14 protein-coding genes and 1 pseudogene are annotated in these 16,778 nt (G+C 38.8%); 1 reads left to right on the plus strand and 14 read right to left on the minus strand.

Translation table 11 applies throughout. The features are described from left to right. Positions 1-24 precede the first annotated feature (24 nt). The 9 genes and pseudogenes from IPJ53_08210 to IPJ53_08250 all read right to left on the minus strand — a co-directional run bounded on the left by IPJ53_08210 (position 25) and on the right by IPJ53_08250 (position 7,086). Entirely contained in the window at positions 25-759 is a 735-nt protein-coding gene (locus IPJ53_08210; GenBank protein ID MBK7799082.1) for an SDR family oxidoreductase, read from the minus strand. Between the two features lie 55 nt (positions 760-814). Then, entirely contained in the window at positions 815-1,702 is an 888-nt protein-coding gene (locus IPJ53_08215) for an NmrA family NAD(P)-binding protein (GenBank protein ID MBK7799083.1), read from the minus strand. A 39-nt stretch (positions 1,703-1,741) separates the two neighbouring features. Then, positions 1,742-2,386 (minus strand): NAD(P)-binding domain-containing protein, encoded by a 645-nt coding sequence (locus IPJ53_08220; protein ID MBK7799084.1) that lies wholly within the window; start codon positions 2,384-2,386, stop codon positions 1,742-1,744. Positions 2,387-2,441: 55 nt separating this feature from the next. After that, positions 2,442-2,903: a MarR family transcriptional regulator gene (locus IPJ53_08225; protein ID MBK7799085.1), complete on the minus strand. Its 462-nt coding sequence runs from the start codon at positions 2,901-2,903 to the stop codon at positions 2,442-2,444. Between the two features lie 358 nt (positions 2,904-3,261). After that, positions 3,262-3,543: pseudogene (locus tag IPJ53_08230) on the minus strand (cell filamentation protein Fic). Between the two features lie 118 nt (positions 3,544-3,661). Further along, the gene (locus IPJ53_08235; GenBank protein MBK7799086.1) at positions 3,662-4,651 is read right to left on the minus strand and encodes a nucleotidyl transferase AbiEii/AbiGii toxin family protein; all 990 of its coding nucleotides are present in this window, start codon (positions 4,649-4,651) and stop codon (positions 3,662-3,664) included. After that, on the minus strand, positions 4,648-5,370 hold the full coding sequence (locus IPJ53_08240) for a hypothetical protein (GenBank protein ID MBK7799087.1): 723 nt from the start codon (positions 5,368-5,370) through the stop codon (positions 4,648-4,650). Before IPJ53_08240 ends, IPJ53_08235 begins: the two co-directional genes overlap by 4 nt. Positions 5,371-6,719: 1,349 nt before the next feature. After that, entirely contained in the window at positions 6,720-6,932 is a 213-nt protein-coding gene (locus IPJ53_08245; GenBank protein MBK7799088.1) for a type II toxin-antitoxin system HicB family antitoxin, read from the minus strand. Then, a complete protein-coding gene (locus IPJ53_08250; GenBank protein MBK7799089.1) occupies positions 6,922-7,086 on the minus strand; it encodes a hypothetical protein in 165 nt (54 codons plus the stop codon). Before IPJ53_08250 ends, IPJ53_08245 begins: the two co-directional genes overlap by 11 nt. Before the next feature lie 351 nt (positions 7,087-7,437). Here IPJ53_08250 and IPJ53_08255 point away from each other — a divergent pair, with 351 nt between their 5' ends. Beyond that, positions 7,438-8,127, plus strand: coding sequence for a DUF2461 domain-containing protein (locus IPJ53_08255; protein MBK7799090.1), 690 nt, complete (start codon positions 7,438-7,440; stop codon positions 8,125-8,127). 166 nt (positions 8,128-8,293) lie between these two features. Here IPJ53_08255 and IPJ53_08260 read toward each other — a convergent pair whose 3' ends face one another. From IPJ53_08260 to IPJ53_08280, 5 genes are all read right to left on the minus strand, one after another. Further along, positions 8,294-11,521 carry a type I restriction endonuclease subunit R gene (locus tag IPJ53_08260; GenBank protein MBK7799091.1) on the minus strand — a complete coding sequence of 1,076 codons (3,228 nt, stop codon included), beginning with the start codon at positions 11,519-11,521 and terminating at the stop codon, positions 8,294-8,296. A 226-nt stretch (positions 11,522-11,747) separates the two neighbouring features. Continuing rightward, positions 11,748-12,725, minus strand: coding sequence for a virulence protein RhuM/Fic/DOC family protein (locus IPJ53_08265; protein MBK7799092.1), 978 nt, complete (start codon positions 12,723-12,725; stop codon positions 11,748-11,750). 19 nt (positions 12,726-12,744) lie between these two features. Beyond that, positions 12,745-13,185, minus strand: a complete 441-nt coding sequence (locus tag IPJ53_08270; protein ID MBK7799093.1) for a GxxExxY protein — start codon at positions 13,183-13,185, stop codon at positions 12,745-12,747. Positions 13,186-13,355: 170 nt separating this feature from the next. Next, entirely contained in the window at positions 13,356-14,426 is a 1,071-nt protein-coding gene (locus tag IPJ53_08275; protein MBK7799094.1) for a restriction endonuclease subunit S, read from the minus strand. Further along, entirely contained in the window at positions 14,423-16,570 is a 2,148-nt protein-coding gene (locus IPJ53_08280) for an SAM-dependent DNA methyltransferase (GenBank protein ID MBK7799095.1), read from the minus strand. Before IPJ53_08280 ends, IPJ53_08275 begins: the two co-directional genes overlap by 4 nt. Between the last annotated feature and the right edge of the window lie 208 nt (positions 16,571-16,778).

Here is a 16,778-nt window from a genome sequence, read left to right on the forward strand (position 1 = left end):
GATGCCATCACCTGTATAAAGTTTTTACCAGGGATGTTCGTTGCCATCATAATTCAGAAATTTACCGGTGTCGCTCATTGAAAGTTTTGATACAACATTAGTCAAAATATTGGATACTGCTTGCTCGGTAGTAAATTGGGCTTTCTGTCCACCCATGTCGGTTTGAACCCAACCCGGATTCACATTTACACAAATGATGTTGTCTTGCCGGAGTTCGTTTGCCATCGATTTGTTGAATACATTCAACAAGTTTTTACTTCCAACATAACCATAATGTCCACCAAATGTCAGGTTGGTAACTGAACCCAACCAACTAGAAATGTTTATTACAATTGGGCGCTCGCTTTTTTGAAGCAACGACCGAAAGTGTTTGACAACAAGCAAAGGAGCAATGCTGTTGATGTGAATTACGTCCAACATTTCTTTTGCATCAAGATTGTCCAGGTGAAAGGCCTTTGACATTCTTGATTTGTCTGCGTAGTCTTTTGGATTTACACCAGCGTTGTTTACAAGCAAGTCAAGTCTTCCATAGCTTTCCTTTACCCAGGAAGCTAAATTCTTAATTTGAATTTCATCCGTTACTTCAAGTGCTTTTGGAATTGCAGATTGTTGTCGCACATTCAAAGTTTCTGCTGCTGCCTGTGCCTTTTGTATTTCTCTTGCAGTAAGAATTACCTTATAACCTGCATTTACTAATTGTTTGCAGAATTCCAAGCCTAATCCCTTGTAAGCTCCTGTTACCAATGCTATCTTTTCCATAAATAGAATTAAAAATGGCTACCCAATGTACATTGAGTAGCCATCATCTTTTTAATTACATGTTATAAACATAACTGAACGTATATGCAAACTCTTCAATAGTGGTAGGCGTTGTGCTTTCTGCATCTCTTTTCGCTTCCGCCAGCACATGTCCATCATTCATCGCTTTAATGAACTCATTCAAATTGTCAGCCACACTTTCAGAAGTTCCCATCATTGTCATCATGGAATTTTTAAAATCTGCGTAAGGGAATTCAACATAGCTTAGCTCGTTTTTACCGATCGCTACGCCATAAACCCTGGCCATTTCGGGATAAGTAACATCTCTCGCACCCAGCAAATATTGTACGTTGTGACCTTGAAAGTCTAAGGCAAGCAATCTTTTTGCTGCATAATTGGCAATGTCATTAAACGCGATGACAGGAAACGAAAGATCTGCTTTTAAGGGCGAACCCAATATGCCGGCTTGTTTAACCAGTGAAACCATTCCCAATGTATTTGCCATGAAATAGGTTGGACGCAAGTGAAGCGTATTTAAACCTTCTATTTCATTGAACATTTTTTCCATTTTATTTAAACCAAGAACTACACCTGAGTTGCTTTCAAGATGTGCTCCTACACTGCTTAGTGAAACCACATATTTTACTTTACAAAATTCCAGCGCTTCTGCAATCGCCTTGGCATGTACGATCTGATGATCTGTGTAGTTTTCTGCTTGCCAGGCAAGTGGAATCATGGCATATACAGCCGTGGCTCCATTAAAAGCCTTTTTTAATAGTTCAGCATCAGAGGTGTCGCCCATAAAGAGTTCAGCACCTTGATCAGTTAGTTCTTTTGCCTTTTCAGCATTTCTGCTGATGATTCTTACTTTTTTTCCTGCTTTCAACAATGAAAGCGCAATTGGTTTTCCGGTATTACCGGTAGCTCCTGTAATTACATACATAGTTTTAGATTTTTATTTATTATTAATTATTTGAATGGTTTACCTTTTTAATAATTTGAAAGCATGCGTCCATTGGTTGTTGGTAAAGCCTATGATGCACCAAAGCATGCACAATGGTTCGATGGCTCTTGCAGATTCTACCATTCCGAAATCGGAAGCTTCCCAACCGAAGGTGTCAAGGATATGGGATACTTCCTTTTTTGCATTTTCATTGTTTCCGCAAATAAACATAGTAGGTTTGCTTTCATAAGAAGGATTAACCATAGATGCGCTTCCAACGCTGTTAAATGCTTTTACAAAATTTGCAGTAGGTACAGTTTCCTGCAGTTCTTCCATTAATGATTTGTCAAGATTGGTGAAGAATTTCAATACCCCATGAGTAGGTGGAGCATCCGCAATAGGATTGGAGGCATCTATAATAGTTTTGTGGTTTAAGTTCTCATGCCCCATTAAATCAAGAGCATTTTTTGCTACACTTCCTTTTACTGCAAGAACAATAATTTCACCAAACTTTGCTGCATCAACAAATGAACCCACTAGCGCATCAGCTCCATTCTTTTTTTGCCAATCGTCAAGTTTTGATTTGTCTCTGGTACCAAGCATCACTTGATATCCATGTTTTAAGAATCCTGCTCCCAATGTTTGGGCAACAGCTCCTGATCCTATGACTCCGATTTTTTTCATTTTTTTAGTTTTTTTTATTTGGTTTGTGATTCTGAATGATAGGGAGTAAAAAATATTACTCCAATTTATTTACAGCTCCATAGATGTCTGCTGTAAGTTTCTTTGCCTCAGCTTCTCCAAGAATTTCAGAGTATCTGTTGTATAAATTTTTCCAGGCTTCCTTAATATGATTATTCAATGCCATGCTTTTATCAGTTGGGAAGACTTCAGTAGATCTTCCTGTTGATTTGCGTACCAATAATTTTTTCTGCTCCATCTTTTCAATCAGTCGCGTAATGGTAGAAGCAGTAAGCTGCATCTGCTCACTAATTTCCTTTGGCTGTATACCCGGCTTGTTATTAACCGTCATCAAAAGAAAAGCATAAGAAGAGGAAAGACCCGTAACGGCAAATTCTTCGTCCGCAATTTTTGTCATTAATCTCGACAAAGCATTGACCGAATAATACAGGCATCCACAGTATTTGGAAGGATTCTTTTTCATTACGGCTGCAAATATACAACATATTTGTTTGTACATACAAATATAATTGATTTATTTTTTTTCTATTGGAAGCCTTTTTTAGAGGGGAGGCAGGACAATTATAAAATCCTTCTGGGTCGGCTTGTTGGAACTTCCAGCTAAATTGACTGCCGGGTTAAGGTCGTATTGGGGCCTGTCGGTCAGTGGTTGTGGAGTGTATCACGTTTTTACAGAACGTTTTGCTGCTGACCGAAGCTGAGGATGGGGAAAATTGCAAGCTCTTTTGCAAACCATAAAATTTTTAACTTTAAAGAAAGCTTGAAAATGTGCTTGTCATGGTGCAGAGGTTGATATAGAGTCCTTTGGTGGTTACATAAAAAAAGGGGAGGTTAATTTATGGTTGCCTCCCGTTGTTTTACAGGATACCCCGGTAATCAACGGAAATGATAACATCCAGATTGTAGTTAAACAGGGCTTTTTGCTGAAATTCGGAAATTCCGAATTTCTTCATTGTGGATGCTTCTTCTAGCTCTTGCTCCTCATAAATGTTTTTGATATGCTCGTAGATGGTTGACTTGGCTTTGCCAAACAAGGTTGCCATTTGGTCTTGCGAAAGCCAAACGGTTTCTTCCTCTAATCGAACATCTATTTTGATTTTGCCGTCTGGGTTTTAGTATATGAATATTTCGCTGTTCATAAAATGCTGATTTTAATTGTTACCGGCATACGCGTAATCGTAATGGTCAAATGGAGGGGAAAGCCTTCTTGACCCACCAATTCGGAAAATGTCTTTTCTAAACTAGCCTCTGTAAATTTTATTTCTTGCTTTCAATTTCTATTGTCCAAGATATTGTCCTTAATCTTTCTTGAATCTTTTTTAAGGTTTCCAAAATGGCTACTTGATTTGGTAATTCTCCGAATACCAAGTTTTTAAAGTCAGTGCTGTAAATTGATTTCAACTCATTCCAAACATTATCCAAGTTTTTAAAAATCAACGCTTCGGAGGGATGGTGGATTAACCATGTATTATTATTTTTATAACTAATTACATCATCATTTGCTACTTTTATTAGCATTTCTTCAAACGCACTTGAATCCAAGAAATCAGAAAACCTTTTTTGTTTTAGTAGTTGATTCAGATCATAAGTATGTCTTATCTTTTTCTTTAAATCTTCTATTGGGTTTTCGCCATATGAAAAACGAACCAGGCTCATTATTTTTTCGCAAATGGTTCTTATAGGTTCTAATGCCAGCAAATCAAAAGGAACGAGTCCGTATTCTTTAGCAATATCAGACTGCTTATTGTCCAACATCATCTGACCAACAAAAGAAACGATGCTTTTGGTGGTGTATGGTTCGTAGTTTCCCAACCAGGTTGATTCCAAAATTATCACATCTCTTACTTGTCCGTAATCATCTTTGAATTCTTTGTTGTATGAGTGTGCCGTTTTACGGATCATTCCCATTTTATGAGTAATTCCTTCAATCGTTACTTCGGGTAATAAGGTTTCTACAATCATGCTTACTTCTTTCAATTTAGATTTTAACTTGTTGTCTGTTTCTCCTTCACGTCTCAATACTACCAAGTCAATATCTTCTGAAAAGCGTTCTATCATATTGTAGCACTTGGCCAGTGCTGTGCCACCTTTAAATACTATGTCTTTGCCAATTTTATTGTTGAAAATGGTAAACAAAGCAAAAGTAAGCCAATAGTCTTTTTCTACATAAATGGCAGGGATTTTCATTTGCTGTCCCGTTACCCTTAGGTAGTTTACAAAAAGTTCTTTGTTGTGATGCAATTTCATACGATGTACCAGTTTTTAATGGTTGGTAGATCGTTTTCTTTCAAGCCTATTTCAAACGTTGTCATGGGGTTTAGGCTTTCTTTTAATTTTTCTGTAATAATTCCATCATCTATATTTTGCAACATAGCACCCAACATTGCCCTTACCCTAGGCGGATACAAAAGGGCATATTTTATTAAGTCACCTACTGATTTATCATCAAATGATTCTATTTTCTTGATTAAAATTTTAACTGCGTTAGCAACAGTGCAATCAGGTATTCTTTTAATATCTTTAATGGCATCTAAAAATCCTAGTACCTGATAATTGGCTTCCGTTACTTCGGCATAACTTTTTACAGATCTTGCTTTAATAGCTCCTTTGTGAATATTTATTCTTTTGTTACTGGCTATTTTGATTCTAAATGCCATTTGAGTTGTAAGATTCATTTGGTTGTAAAGTGATTCACCTGTGATATAGGCTATACGTTTACCATTTTTAAATAAATAGTGTTTTAACATTTCGCTATCACCAGGCAACAAATCGCCAAATTCTGTTTTAATGGGTTTGTAAAAAATACCCTTCGACATTTTTTTGATTATCCCCTTGGCTTGCATTCTTTCCAAGGCTTTGGCGGCAGACTGATATTCGTTTTTACCAATAGGTAAATCGGCATACCCAAAGGTTTTGTCTTCGGGGAGTTTTATAATGGTTTTAAGTATTTGCGATGCCACTTTCATTTGTATGGATCTTTTTTTAGGTCGAATGGAACCACTTTAAGGTTTCGTTTCATACCACAAAGGTAGTTTAGTTTATTTAAATGTCAAGTTTATGGTGTAAAAAACTTGACATTTTATAATAACATGAAAGAATTCCTTTATCTGTAAATGAACATTATAATGGCAATCTAGCTGATTTGTCCAGTTTATTAGTTAAAAAACTGGACATTTATTTAAAATATGAAAGAATTCCTTTATTTGTAAATGAACATTCTTATGGCCCTCTGCTCGTCGCGGTTTGCAACCGCGATGCCATACGCTCCAAGCATTTTTAATGCGGCCTGCCAGCACCATATTTTACATGGTTCATTTCAGATCCTACTCCTCTTCTCGTCGCGGTTTGCAACCGCGATGCAATACGCTCCAAGCATTTTTAATGCGGCCTGCTAGCACAAAATTTCACATGGTTCGTTTCAGATCCTACTCCTCTGCTCGTCGCGGTTTGCAACCGCGATGCAATACGCTCCAAGCATTTTTAATGCGGCCTGCTAGCACCATATTTTACATGGTTCATTTCAGATCCTACTCCTCTGCTCGTCGCGGTTTGCAACCGCGATGCAATACGCTCCAAGCATTTTTAATGCGGCCTGCTAGCATCATATTTTACATGGTTAGTTTCACATCCCACTCCTCTGCTCGTCGCGGTTTGCAACCGCGATGCAATACGCTCCAAGCATTTTTAATGCGGCCTGCTAGCACCATATTTTACATGGTTCATTTCAGATCCTACTCCTCTGTTCGTCGCGGTTTGCAACCGCGATGCAATAAGCTCCAAGCATTTTTAATGCGGCCTGTTAACAACATACTTTAAATGGTTCGTTCCAGATTTCACTCCTCTGCTCGTCGCGGTTTGCAACCGCAATGCAATACGCTCCAAGCATTTTTAATGCGGCCCGCTAACACCATATTTCACATGGTTCGTTTCAGATCCTACTCCTCTGCTCGTCGCGGTTTGCAACCGCGATGCAATAAGCTCCAAGCATTTTTAATGCGGCCCGCTAACACCATATTTCACATGGTTCATTTCAGATTTACTCCTCTGCTCGTCGCGGTTTGCAACCGCGATGCAATACGCTCCAAGCATTTTTAATGCGGCCTGCTAGCACAAAATTTCACATGGTTCGTTTCAGATCCTACTCATCTGCTCGTCGCGGTTTGCAACCGCGATGCAATACGCTCCAAGCATTTTTAATGCGGCCTGCTAGCATCATATTTTACATGGTTCTTTTTAGATCCCACCTGAATGGCAGTCTTTAGATGCCTGGCGGTGTAGAGTCGGTGACTTTTATTATCTCGTCCTATTTCATTTATTAGGCATACATAAGTTTACCCTTTGGAATAGGAATGGTTCTTCCCATTGATATAGCTGTTTCTATCCATTCCTCAATTATGACTTGGACATTAGAAATTGCTTCTTGATATGTTTTGCCATCAGATTTGCAGCCTGCCAGTTCTGGAACTTCAGCTATGAAAGTTTGATCTGGCTCACTCCAGTAAATTATTATTTCATATCTATGATTCATCATCTTCTTGAATTTCTAATTTATTATTAATGATTACTTCTCTAATTTGTTTAACCTGATAAGCTTTTGCTTGACCATCTATTTCTTGAATATTAATGATTTCGTTTAAATCTCTGCTCGTCGCGGTTTGCAACCGCGATGCAATACGCTCCAAGCATTTTTAATGCGGCCTGCTAGCACCATATTTCACATGGTTCGTTTCAGATCCCACTCCTCTGCTCGTCTCCTCTGCTCGTCGCGGTTTGCAACCGCGATGCAATACGCTCCAAGCATTTTTAATGCGGCCTGCTAGCACCATTTTTCACATGGTTGTTTCAGATCCTACTCCTCTGCTCGTCGCGGTTTGCAACCGCGATGCAATACGCTCCAAGCATTTTTAATGCGGCCTGCCAGCACCATATTTTACATGGTTCATTTCAGATCCCGCCGGAATGGCAGTCGTACTACAGCTTTCAGATCCCCAAGAAAGAGCCATTTTCCTTACCTTTGAACAAATTTGTGCATCATGCCCGCAGTGATCGAAAAGTCCACCCTTCAATTTCTCAAGTCATTGGCCAAAAACAATAACCGCGATTGGTTTAATGACAACAAAGACAAATACCTCGCCTCACTTGAAAATTTGACCACTTTCGTCGATGCTTTATTAATAGAAATGAACAAACACGACCAAATTGAAAATCCCAATGCGAAGGATGTCTTAATGAGAATCTATCGGGATACACGCTTCTCAAAAGACAAGACGCCATACAAAACTTACATGGGTGGCGGAATCGATCGGGCAACAAAAAAATTGCGAGGCGGATATTACCTTCACATAGAGCCTGGCAAGTCCATGGCCTGTGGAGGTTTCTACGGGCCAAACCCTGCTGACCTACTTCGTATCCGAAAGGATGTTGAACTCAATTATAAAGATTGGGAGAAACTACTTAAAAATAAATCACTGCTCAATACCTTTGGTCAAATCCAGGGTGAAACATTGGCTTCCTGTCCCAAGGGTTTTTCAAAAGACCACCCGTCCATAGAATTATTGAAGCACAAACAATTTTACTTCCAACGAAATTTTACAGATGCCGAAGTGCTGGATAAGAATTTTTTAAAAACCCTTAATCAGACTTTTAAAAATGTAAGACCATTCTATGACTACATGAGTGAGGTGCTGACCACCGATTTGAATGGTGAATCGGTGGTTGATTAATACTAAGCTTGGCGATGGCAAAAACCATGTTCCATTTTTCATTCCCCCTTTGCTCGTCGCAGGTTAAAACTGCCATGCCATATGATGAAAGTATTTTTAATGCGGCTAGCTAACACAGCATTTTACATGGTTTGATTCAGATTCCGCCGGAATCTACAAGCGTGGGTTAGTATTGTCCGTAAATACTCACTCCTCCACCGAAATACTGGTGTTTTAAATGTTCGTAAACTAAATTTGTCTTTAAGTCAATGTCGTCAGTTTGATAAGTAGGGTAAGGCAAAGTCTCAAATAGTGTTTTGCTTACTGTGTTGAAAACCGCTGCTGCTGTTACTGATTTGTCAGACCATTGCGCCACTTTCAATTTCTCTTTTTTCAATTCTTCAAGCAGTTCAACAGAGATTTTTTTGATTTCATTTTTCTCTTTCTCTTCCAATTTTTTACCATGCCTTAGAATGTCGAAAATTGCTTTCTGCTCGTCTGTCAGGCCCTCTCGTTTGGTGTCGGCTTCCTCTTCTGAGTAGGAGTTTACAAGCTCAATTAGTTTTCTAAAAGTTTCTTTGATGACTACTTCGTCTTTACCTCTGTTGTATTCTTCTATAATTTCCTGATATCGTTTGTAATAGTCAACTGTCAATGGATTTCTTTCTACCATTTGTTTCAGTTGCTTTTCAATTTTGTCTTTGAGTGATTGAACGGCTGCATTTTTATTTTTAGTTTTCAGAAAGTATTGCTCCAACAAATCAAAGTCTAAGCCGCTTAGGTCAATGATTTTACTTTCATTGTGGCCTGATTCTGCAACCATATTTTCTATGGATTCATCCACCACGTTTTGAATTTTTCGCATAATTTCTGCAACATCTGCACTTTCAATATTGTCCTCAATGGCAGTGTAGACCACATCAATTGCGTTTTTTCTTGGTGCATACTGGTTTAATACTTTGTGAGGTTGTAATGCTTTATATTTCTTAAAAACCTCTCTTGCAAGAACTTGAAATTTTCGTTTAGTTTCGTCATTGGTATAGACAGCATTAACTGCTTTTTCCATTGCAGCCAATTTGTGCAAACCATCCGCATTGATGAGTTCCTGCAAATCAAAATTTACTTCGTCCTTTAAAAATGTTTCAGTCGCTTCTAATGCTTCTTCTAATTGCTTGATGATTTCTTCTTTCGGCTTAACTGGTGGCTCTGGTTTTTCGCCACCACCACCTTCGCCATCTTCACCACCTGAACCATAAATTGCCAAAGCGTCTAACAGAGCTGTGTAAGTTTCAATATAGTCCACTATCAACCCGTTGTTTTTGCCTTCGCTGATGCGGTTGGCCCTTGCAATGGCTTGCATAAGCGTATGAGATTTTAGAGGCTTGTCCAGATACAAAGTAGAAAGGGTAGGGACGTCAAAACCTGTGATCCACATGGCACAAACGATCACAAAACGAAATGGGTCATTTTCCTCTTTAAACCTTGCCTCAAGGTTTTCCTTATTCATTTTCTCACGGTGTGGCTCAATGTCTAAATCCCATTTCTGAAACTTTTGTATTTCGTTTTGTTCCGAACTTACCACCACACATATTTCCGTTTCCTTTATCCATTGCAGTTCACGGCTCTTTTCCAATAATTCCTGATCCCCATATTTTCCTTTTACCAAATCTTTTTCTAAGTGCTCAACGTTCAGTTGCCAATGATGCGTAATTAAATCATACATTCTTACCGCCGTGAGCTTATCCAATGCGATGAACATTCCCTTGCCTTTGTAACCACGGTTGCAGAAATGCCAAACGGTATCTTTGGCTATATCATTCAATCTTTTATTAGCAATATGAATATGATAATCTCTCGCAAAAAGCTGTTCAAGTTTGCTTCTTTGGTCACCGTATAAATCTTCACTTTCTGAATCAATTATTGCTCGTATCTGGTCGTTGATTACAGGATTTTCTAATTTCAAAGGTCCTCCTCTGTTTTCATAATAAAGTGGGACAGTTGCTCCATCATCTACACTTCGTTTGAAATCATATCGGGAAACATAGTCGCCAAAAATTCGCTTGGTGATTTCATCGTCTTTGAAAAGGGGAGTTCCGGTAAAACCTATAAATGAAGCATTGGGCAAAGAATTTCGCAAGTTCATTGCCAAATTTCCACCTTGTGTTCGGTGCGCTTCATCTGAAATTACAATGATGTTATCACGCCTGGTAATTTCTTCTTCAAAGTTGAATTTATGAATAAGTGTAAACAAATAGCGATGTTCCGAACTGAGTAATTCCCTCAAATGTTTTCCACTGTTGGCTTGTATTGAATCATTAGAGCCTGCTTTGACTTGTGGCACTGCACCAATTCCGCTGAATGTGCCATAAATTTGTCTGTCTAATTCGTTTCGGTCGGTAACGATTAAGAAAGTATAACTACCTATGAATTTGTGGTGAATCTTTTGACAGAAGAAAACCATTGAGTAGGATTTTCCACTTCCCTGTGTGTGCCAAAACACGCCGAGTTTTTGTTTTTCTTCTAAGCTGATTTTGCCATTTTTAAAAAGTTCTTCTTTTTGTTTGATATTTTCAATGGCTTTGTTAACACCAATAAACTGATGATTGCGGGCAATGATTTTTACCACTTTGCCCAAGGAATTATCAAACAATATGAAGTTCTCAAATAAATCCAGAAAGCGTTTTTTCTCGCAAACACCCACAATAATTCTATCCAGGGCAACAATGCCTTCATCTTCCTCCGCTATGCGTTTCCATTCGTGGAAATGCTGATATTTGCCTGTAACGCTGCCAATGCGACTTTCAATGCCATTGCTCAACAAAACAAAAGCATTGTAATAAAACAGTTTAGGAATTACGGCTTTGTAATCGGTGAAATTATCGTTGTAGGCGTTTTCTAATTTTCGATGTGCTGCTTTAAGCTCTATAAATAAAAGCGGAATACCATTTACAAAACCTATTATATCCGGCCTGCGTTCCCGATTGCTTTTACCCTGCAACCACAACTGGCGAACGGCTAAAAAGTTATTGTTATCTGCATGGTCGAAATCAAAAACCTTGAGTGTTTTGTTTTTAACCTGCTCGCCTTTCTCGTTGATGAAATCAACGGGAATGCCATTGCGAAGCAATTGGTATTTTTCGTAATTGATTTCATCTAATGACTTGGTAATGCTTTCTTCTATAATTTTATTGTAGGCTTCTTCATACGCTTTTTGTGGTAGGTCTGGATTGAATTCTTTAATTTTCTCCAAAAATGTCTTTTTGAGCACCACTTCTTTTTTGTTCAGTCTTCCCAAACTGCTTCCTTCGCCAAAGCTTTCTTTGTTATAGGCCAATAGTGTATCCCACCCCAATTGATGAAAAAATAAATCAATCGCTGTTTGTTCTATTAAATTATCTTCTGAGTATTCAAACATAAGTGATAAGTGAATAGTGATAAGTGATAGGTTGCGTCATTATTTTAATTCTTTTGAATTTTTACCGGTTGATACCAACATAGCGTTCCGCTTCTCAGTGCTTGTTTACTTAAAACAAATTCATTTCTTTCTGCTTGTAAATACTTTGAAAGTTTGACTATTCGAATAGCAAACGAATAACTCTTATTTTTTAAGGGACTCTCCATGACTTTTTACTATTCGCTTTTCACTTTGATCGGTTTAAAATACTAATAACAAGCTGCTTCACTATTTCCATTTCTTCCGGCTTGCTGGTGGCTACAAATAGGGTGATGGCTGCCAGTGCTTCGTTGCTGATGATTGGCGTATTGTTCTCTAAATAAAGCAAACCGTTCTGCTCCAGAAAATGGAGAAAGCAAGCCGCTGCTATACGTTTGTTGCCGTCAACAAAAGAATGATTTTTTACAATGAGGTATAACAGCGCAGCGGCTTTTTCTTCGATGCTATGGTACAAATCTTTGTCGCCAAAAGCTTGTGCAATTTGTTTTACTGAACTTTCAAATCCCTTATCCTTCGGTTTGGCAAATACATCCGAAGTATAGGCTGACTTCATTTTTGCAATCACCTTTAAGTAGTCTTGCACATCGGGATAAACAGTTTGGCGATTGGTTCTGCCTGAAGCGTCTAACTTTTCGTGGTCGTAATCGTCCAGCAACGACAATCCGTTGGCGAAGATTTGCAGAAGTTGGCTGTCTTCTGTGTTGGCTTGTTGAGTAATGGCTCGACTTAAAATCCGGATGCCGGTTTTGAGATATTCTACATGTTGTTTTTTTTCGGCAAGGCGTTTTTCGTTTATAGTATAGCCCTGCACCAGATAATCTTTGAGCCGTTGGGATGCCCATTGACGGAATTGGGTCCCCCTTTTGGAATTAACTCTATATCCTACCGAAAGAATGGCATCGAGATTGTAATACTTTACCTGCTTTTCCTGTGTTTTCCCTTTAATAGCTCCGTGTTGAGTGGTGTGTGCAAAATTTGCACTTACCACTATTTCTTCCAATTCACCTTCCTTAAAAATATTGCGTAAATGCTTGGATATAACTGTTCTGTCACGTTCAAATAGTTGGGAAATATCTTCCTGAGTTAACCAAAAGGTTTCCCCTTCAAACTGCACATCTATCTGTGTTTGATTATCGGGGGTTTGGTATATTACTATTTCACTCATGCTTCTATTTGGCCATTCATTAATTGTCTGAATTAGGATTTGTTGGATTTGTTAATTTTGGGATTTGATTCTTGTATGTTTTGTTTTCGGGGTGGTTGATATTATATACTCTTTTAAACTCAAGGCTCTTTGCCCCAAAATTGATGAGCAAACCAATGGGCAGGTTGTATGCTTGGCAATAATTCATAGCCTGTGTCAGGTGCACTTCTTCTAATTTTATCAATGCCTTCAGCTCTACCATTATCACATCTTCTACAAAAAAATCAACCCTGCGGGTGCCAATGTCAATGCCTTCATAATAAATGGTCATTTCCATTTCACGCTGAAATCCCAATCCCTGTTTTTCAAATTCTATGGCCAATGCCCGCTGGTAAATCACTTCCTGAAAACCATTACCCAAGGTACTATGCACCTTCATCGCACAGCCAATTATTTTATGTGTCAGTTCTTCGTGCTTCATTTGTCAGAATTTGGATTCGTAAGATTTATTGATTTTAGTATAATATTCCTCCATATCATTATGCCCATAAAATAATCAATATTGTTTTGTTCACTTTACTTTACTTTTCTTTTATTTTCAATTCTTTTCTTTTGATAATCTTATCATCCTTTAATCCAAAAAATCCTAATTCAGACTTCTATTTGCCCACTCATCAGTTTAGGTAATAAAATATCCCGTCCCTCCCGGAGTTTGGTGTTTTGCTTTTGAAGGACATTCATTAAACAAAAAATTGGTTTACAATAGTCTTCAAATGCTTTTATATCAGTCAATGATGGCAAATGAATTTTATTACTCAAAGCGGAGGTTCGGTTTAAACCAGGAACAGCTGCATCACTATTGTCAAAATGCTGGCTATGTTTCAGGTTGAAATAAAGAAAGTATAAGCTAATTTCTGATTCAACATAGTAAACTGTATCAATAGGGAAGAAGTCGGAATGACTCCAAAAGACAGTTCCAACATTCCCCTTTCTCCCAACAATAACACCTGGTCCTTTTACTAATGATAATTCATTAAAACCAACTACACCGCTTGAACCGTATACAGGATACATGCCAGGATTTCTGTTATCAGCACTTAAAGACTTTCCATAATTTAATTTCAAAACATCGCCAAGAATTTTTGTATTTTTAAATTCATTAATCAACTTGTATTCACATAACGCCTTTTCCTCCAGCAACTTTATCCGCTTCAAATTATTCTCAATCAAATCATCATAAGCCGATAAAATGGAAGCGATTTTGCGTTGGGTGGGGAGGGGGGGAGTAGGAATTTTAAAAGTTAGAAGTTTTTCTAGACTTAAATTATCTTGTGCAGCACCTACTGCAATACTTTTCATTCTTGCTTGAAAAATATCAAAGAAGTATTTTACAAAGCGAACATCACTTTTATCTTCATAAGGTACAAAGCCAATTACACTATCAGGAAAGCAAGCGTCAACTCCTAAAATGGCTGTATCGGCAATATTTGCTGCTATCGTAATACAAAGTGTTCCTTCTTTCCAGAGTTTACTTTGTTCAAGTCCTGCTTCATTATATGTTTGTGAGTATTCATTTATCCTAAAACCTGCCGCTTTGATATCACCTGTTTGAACAAATGGATATATACCGCCATACAAATGCTCTGCATTTCTTGGTCTATGACGTGATTTACCTCTTCCGATAAAACCAATTTCATCAAATGATTTTAATTCCCATTTCATACAAAAACCGATTTAAAGTTTTTAGAAATGGCATCCGCCAAAGCAATGGCTTCTTCGTTCAAGCCCTCCAACTCTATGTGTATTTCTTTCAATCGTTCTTCGTAGTCAATATCCTCATCGGTGCTGGTGTCCACCCCTACATACCTGCCCGGACTCAGGCTCCAGTCTTTGGCTTCTATTTCATTTTGCGTTACTACTTTGCACAGTCCTTCAACATCGGTATAAACGCCTTCGGGGAAACGGCTCGTAAGCCAATGGGCTTGTTTGTAGAAATATTCGGTTTCATGCAGCAAGCCGGGTTCTTCTTCATCGGGGTTGCCGCTGAGTTGTTGTTGCAGGGCTTTTAGGTGGTCAAGATGTTCTTTTAAGTTCAACTCTTTCCAATCTTTGTTTTTGTTGAGTTGGTATTCTTTGGCGGCTGTGCTGATGGCGTCGAGCAACTGCTTGATGAGTTTGTCTTGAGGCTTGCGCAATCCTTTTGTCTGGGATACGATTTTCTCGAATATTGGATTGGCAGGATTATCTAAGCGAGAAATATCTGCAAGCAAATTGTTTTGCTGTTCAAAAATGGTTTTGGCTTCGCTTGTTATTTCAATCCACTCAGGAATCATCTTGTCAATCCTTAAATCCTGAGAATCCTGTTTTAGACAATATTCGCTTACTGTTTTAAACACTTTCTGTAAATGCTTTTGCAGTTCAGTGGTCGCTTCGGCTGTTTCTTTGGCTAAGTAGGCAGAGGTTTGCAAATAACTTTTTACCGTACTTTCAAACTTTTTGGTATTACCTCTGTACAGGTTTACAATGCAAATCAGGTTTTGCAATTGCTCGGAGCTAAAGTCGTTTACCTTACTGGTTACCTTGCGGTAAATTTTTCGGGCATCCAGCATCAGGACACGATTACGCTGATTAAAGGATAGACAGGATTTTTGTTCTCCGTTTGCCTTAATTGTGTTAATCTCAGAATCCTCAAAATCGTGTTTAGACTCTTTTCCCCGGTCAAAAAACCAAAGCGTGCAAGGCAAGGAACGGGTATAGAAAAAGTTGTTGCCAATCGCCATCATCACATCTACGGCACCGGTTTTTACCAACTTCTCCCGTATGTCTTTTTCGCTGTGTCCTGCATCGCTGGCAGAGGAAGCCATTACAAAACCCGCTCTGCCTGTTGGTTTCAGGTAGTTGTAGAAATACTGAATCCACAAATAATTGGCGTTGTCGTTTTTAGGCAGGTAAACTTTTCCGTCCAACATCAGCCGCGGGTCTTTCTTAACGGCATCTTTACCTTTGTCCACACCATCCACATTAAACGGAGGATTTGCCATTACAAAGTCCGCACCCCCAACCAGGTTATGTTTGTCTTCGTAAAAAGTATTGCCCTCCTGTATGTTGCCTTCCAGGCCGTGTACTGCCAGGTTCATTTTGGCAAGTTTGGTATTGAGTTCGGCTTTTTCCTGTCCGTAAAAGGTTACCTTCTCAGCAGGTTTCAGACCTTCGTTTTCTATGAAATAGCCTGTTTGCACAAACATACCCGCACTGCCGCAGGCAGGGTCAAACACTATGCCATGGTCGGGTTCAATGACGTTTACAATGGTTTGCACCAAACTCATGGGCGTAAAAAACTCCCCGCCTTCCTGTGCCCCGGTCATTGCAAATTTGTTTAGAAAGTATTCGTATATCTTTCCGAACAAATCTCCTTCGGCTTTCTGCAACACTTCTTTATTGAAAATGCGGAGCAGTTCCCTCAACAAGTCCTTGCTGAAAATGGAGAAATTCTTGGGCAATACACCTTTGAGGTTTTCATATTCGTCCTCAATCAGTTTCATGGCGTTGTCAATGGCTTCCCCTATATCGGCACTTTCGGGCAATGAAACCAAGTAATCAAACTGCGATTTCTCAGGCAGAAACATGGAGTTTTGCTCTTCAAAGTCCTTTTTGGTCAGCGGTCGTTTGCCCCGTTGTGGATGCGAGGGCAAGGTTTTCTCCACTTCCACTTTTACTTTTTGAAAGCGGTTGTAAGCGTGTCGTAAAAATATCAGTCCCAATACGGGCATTGAGTATTCCGAAGCAGTCAGTTTACTGTTTGCCCTCAGTTGGTCTGCGGCTCTCCACAGTTCGGCTTCTAATTTTCTAAGTTGTTTTCCTTGCATTTGTGCTCTACTGGGTTAATGAAATAGTATTGTTCAAAGATATTATTCATTTCCGTGTTTTAGCAAAAAATGACCTTTTCTGGAAGGTAATAATCATGGAACCAAGAATGACAGTAGGGAAATCACAATTAATGACCGGAAAGATGGTGCGAAGTCTTATAGACAGGCTATGTTTTTTGTAAGTGTCAAGCTGAGCTAAGGTGTGTTC

The sequence above is a fragment of the Candidatus Vicinibacter affinis genome, from assembly GCA_016714365.1.
GTDB lineage: Bacteria > Bacteroidota > Bacteroidia > Chitinophagales > Saprospiraceae > Vicinibacter > Vicinibacter affinis.

What these genes read in the sequence shown, in the direction of transcription:
- IPJ53_08215 (MBK7799083.1), bottom strand. Translation starts at nt 1,702, where the DNA reads ATGTATGTAATTACAGGAGCTACCGGTAATACCGGAAAACCAATTGCG.
- IPJ53_08280 (MBK7799095.1), bottom strand. Translation starts at nt 16,570, where the DNA reads ATGCAAGGAAAACAACTTAGAAAATTAGAAGCCGAACTGTGGAGAGCC.
- IPJ53_08240 (MBK7799087.1), bottom strand. Translation starts at nt 5,370, where the DNA reads ATGAAAGTGGCATCGCAAATACTTAAAACCATTATAAAACTCCCCGAA.
- IPJ53_08270 (MBK7799093.1), bottom strand. Translation starts at nt 13,185, where the DNA reads ATGAAGCACGAAGAACTGACACATAAAATAATTGGCTGTGCGATGAAG.
- IPJ53_08235 (MBK7799086.1), bottom strand. Translation starts at nt 4,651, where the DNA reads ATGAAATTGCATCACAACAAAGAACTTTTTGTAAACTACCTAAGGGTA.
- IPJ53_08245 (MBK7799088.1), bottom strand. Translation starts at nt 6,932, where the DNA reads ATGAATCATAGATATGAAATAATAATTTACTGGAGTGAGCCAGATCAA.
- IPJ53_08265 (MBK7799092.1), bottom strand. Translation starts at nt 12,725, where the DNA reads ATGAGTGAAATAGTAATATACCAAACCCCCGATAATCAAACACAGATA.
- IPJ53_08260 (MBK7799091.1), bottom strand. Translation starts at nt 11,521, where the DNA reads ATGTTTGAATACTCAGAAGATAATTTAATAGAACAAACAGCGATTGAT.
- IPJ53_08225 (MBK7799085.1), bottom strand. Translation starts at nt 2,903, where the DNA reads ATGTACAAACAAATATGTTGTATATTTGCAGCCGTAATGAAAAAGAAT.
- IPJ53_08275 (MBK7799094.1), bottom strand. Translation starts at nt 14,426, where the DNA reads ATGAAATGGGAATTAAAATCATTTGATGAAATTGGTTTTATCGGAAGA.
- IPJ53_08255 (MBK7799090.1), top strand. Translation starts at nt 7,438, where the DNA reads ATGCCCGCAGTGATCGAAAAGTCCACCCTTCAATTTCTCAAGTCATTG.
- IPJ53_08210 (MBK7799082.1), bottom strand. Translation starts at nt 759, where the DNA reads ATGGAAAAGATAGCATTGGTAACAGGAGCTTACAAGGGATTAGGCTTG.
- IPJ53_08220 (MBK7799084.1), bottom strand. Translation starts at nt 2,386, where the DNA reads ATGAAAAAAATCGGAGTCATAGGATCAGGAGCTGTTGCCCAAACATTG.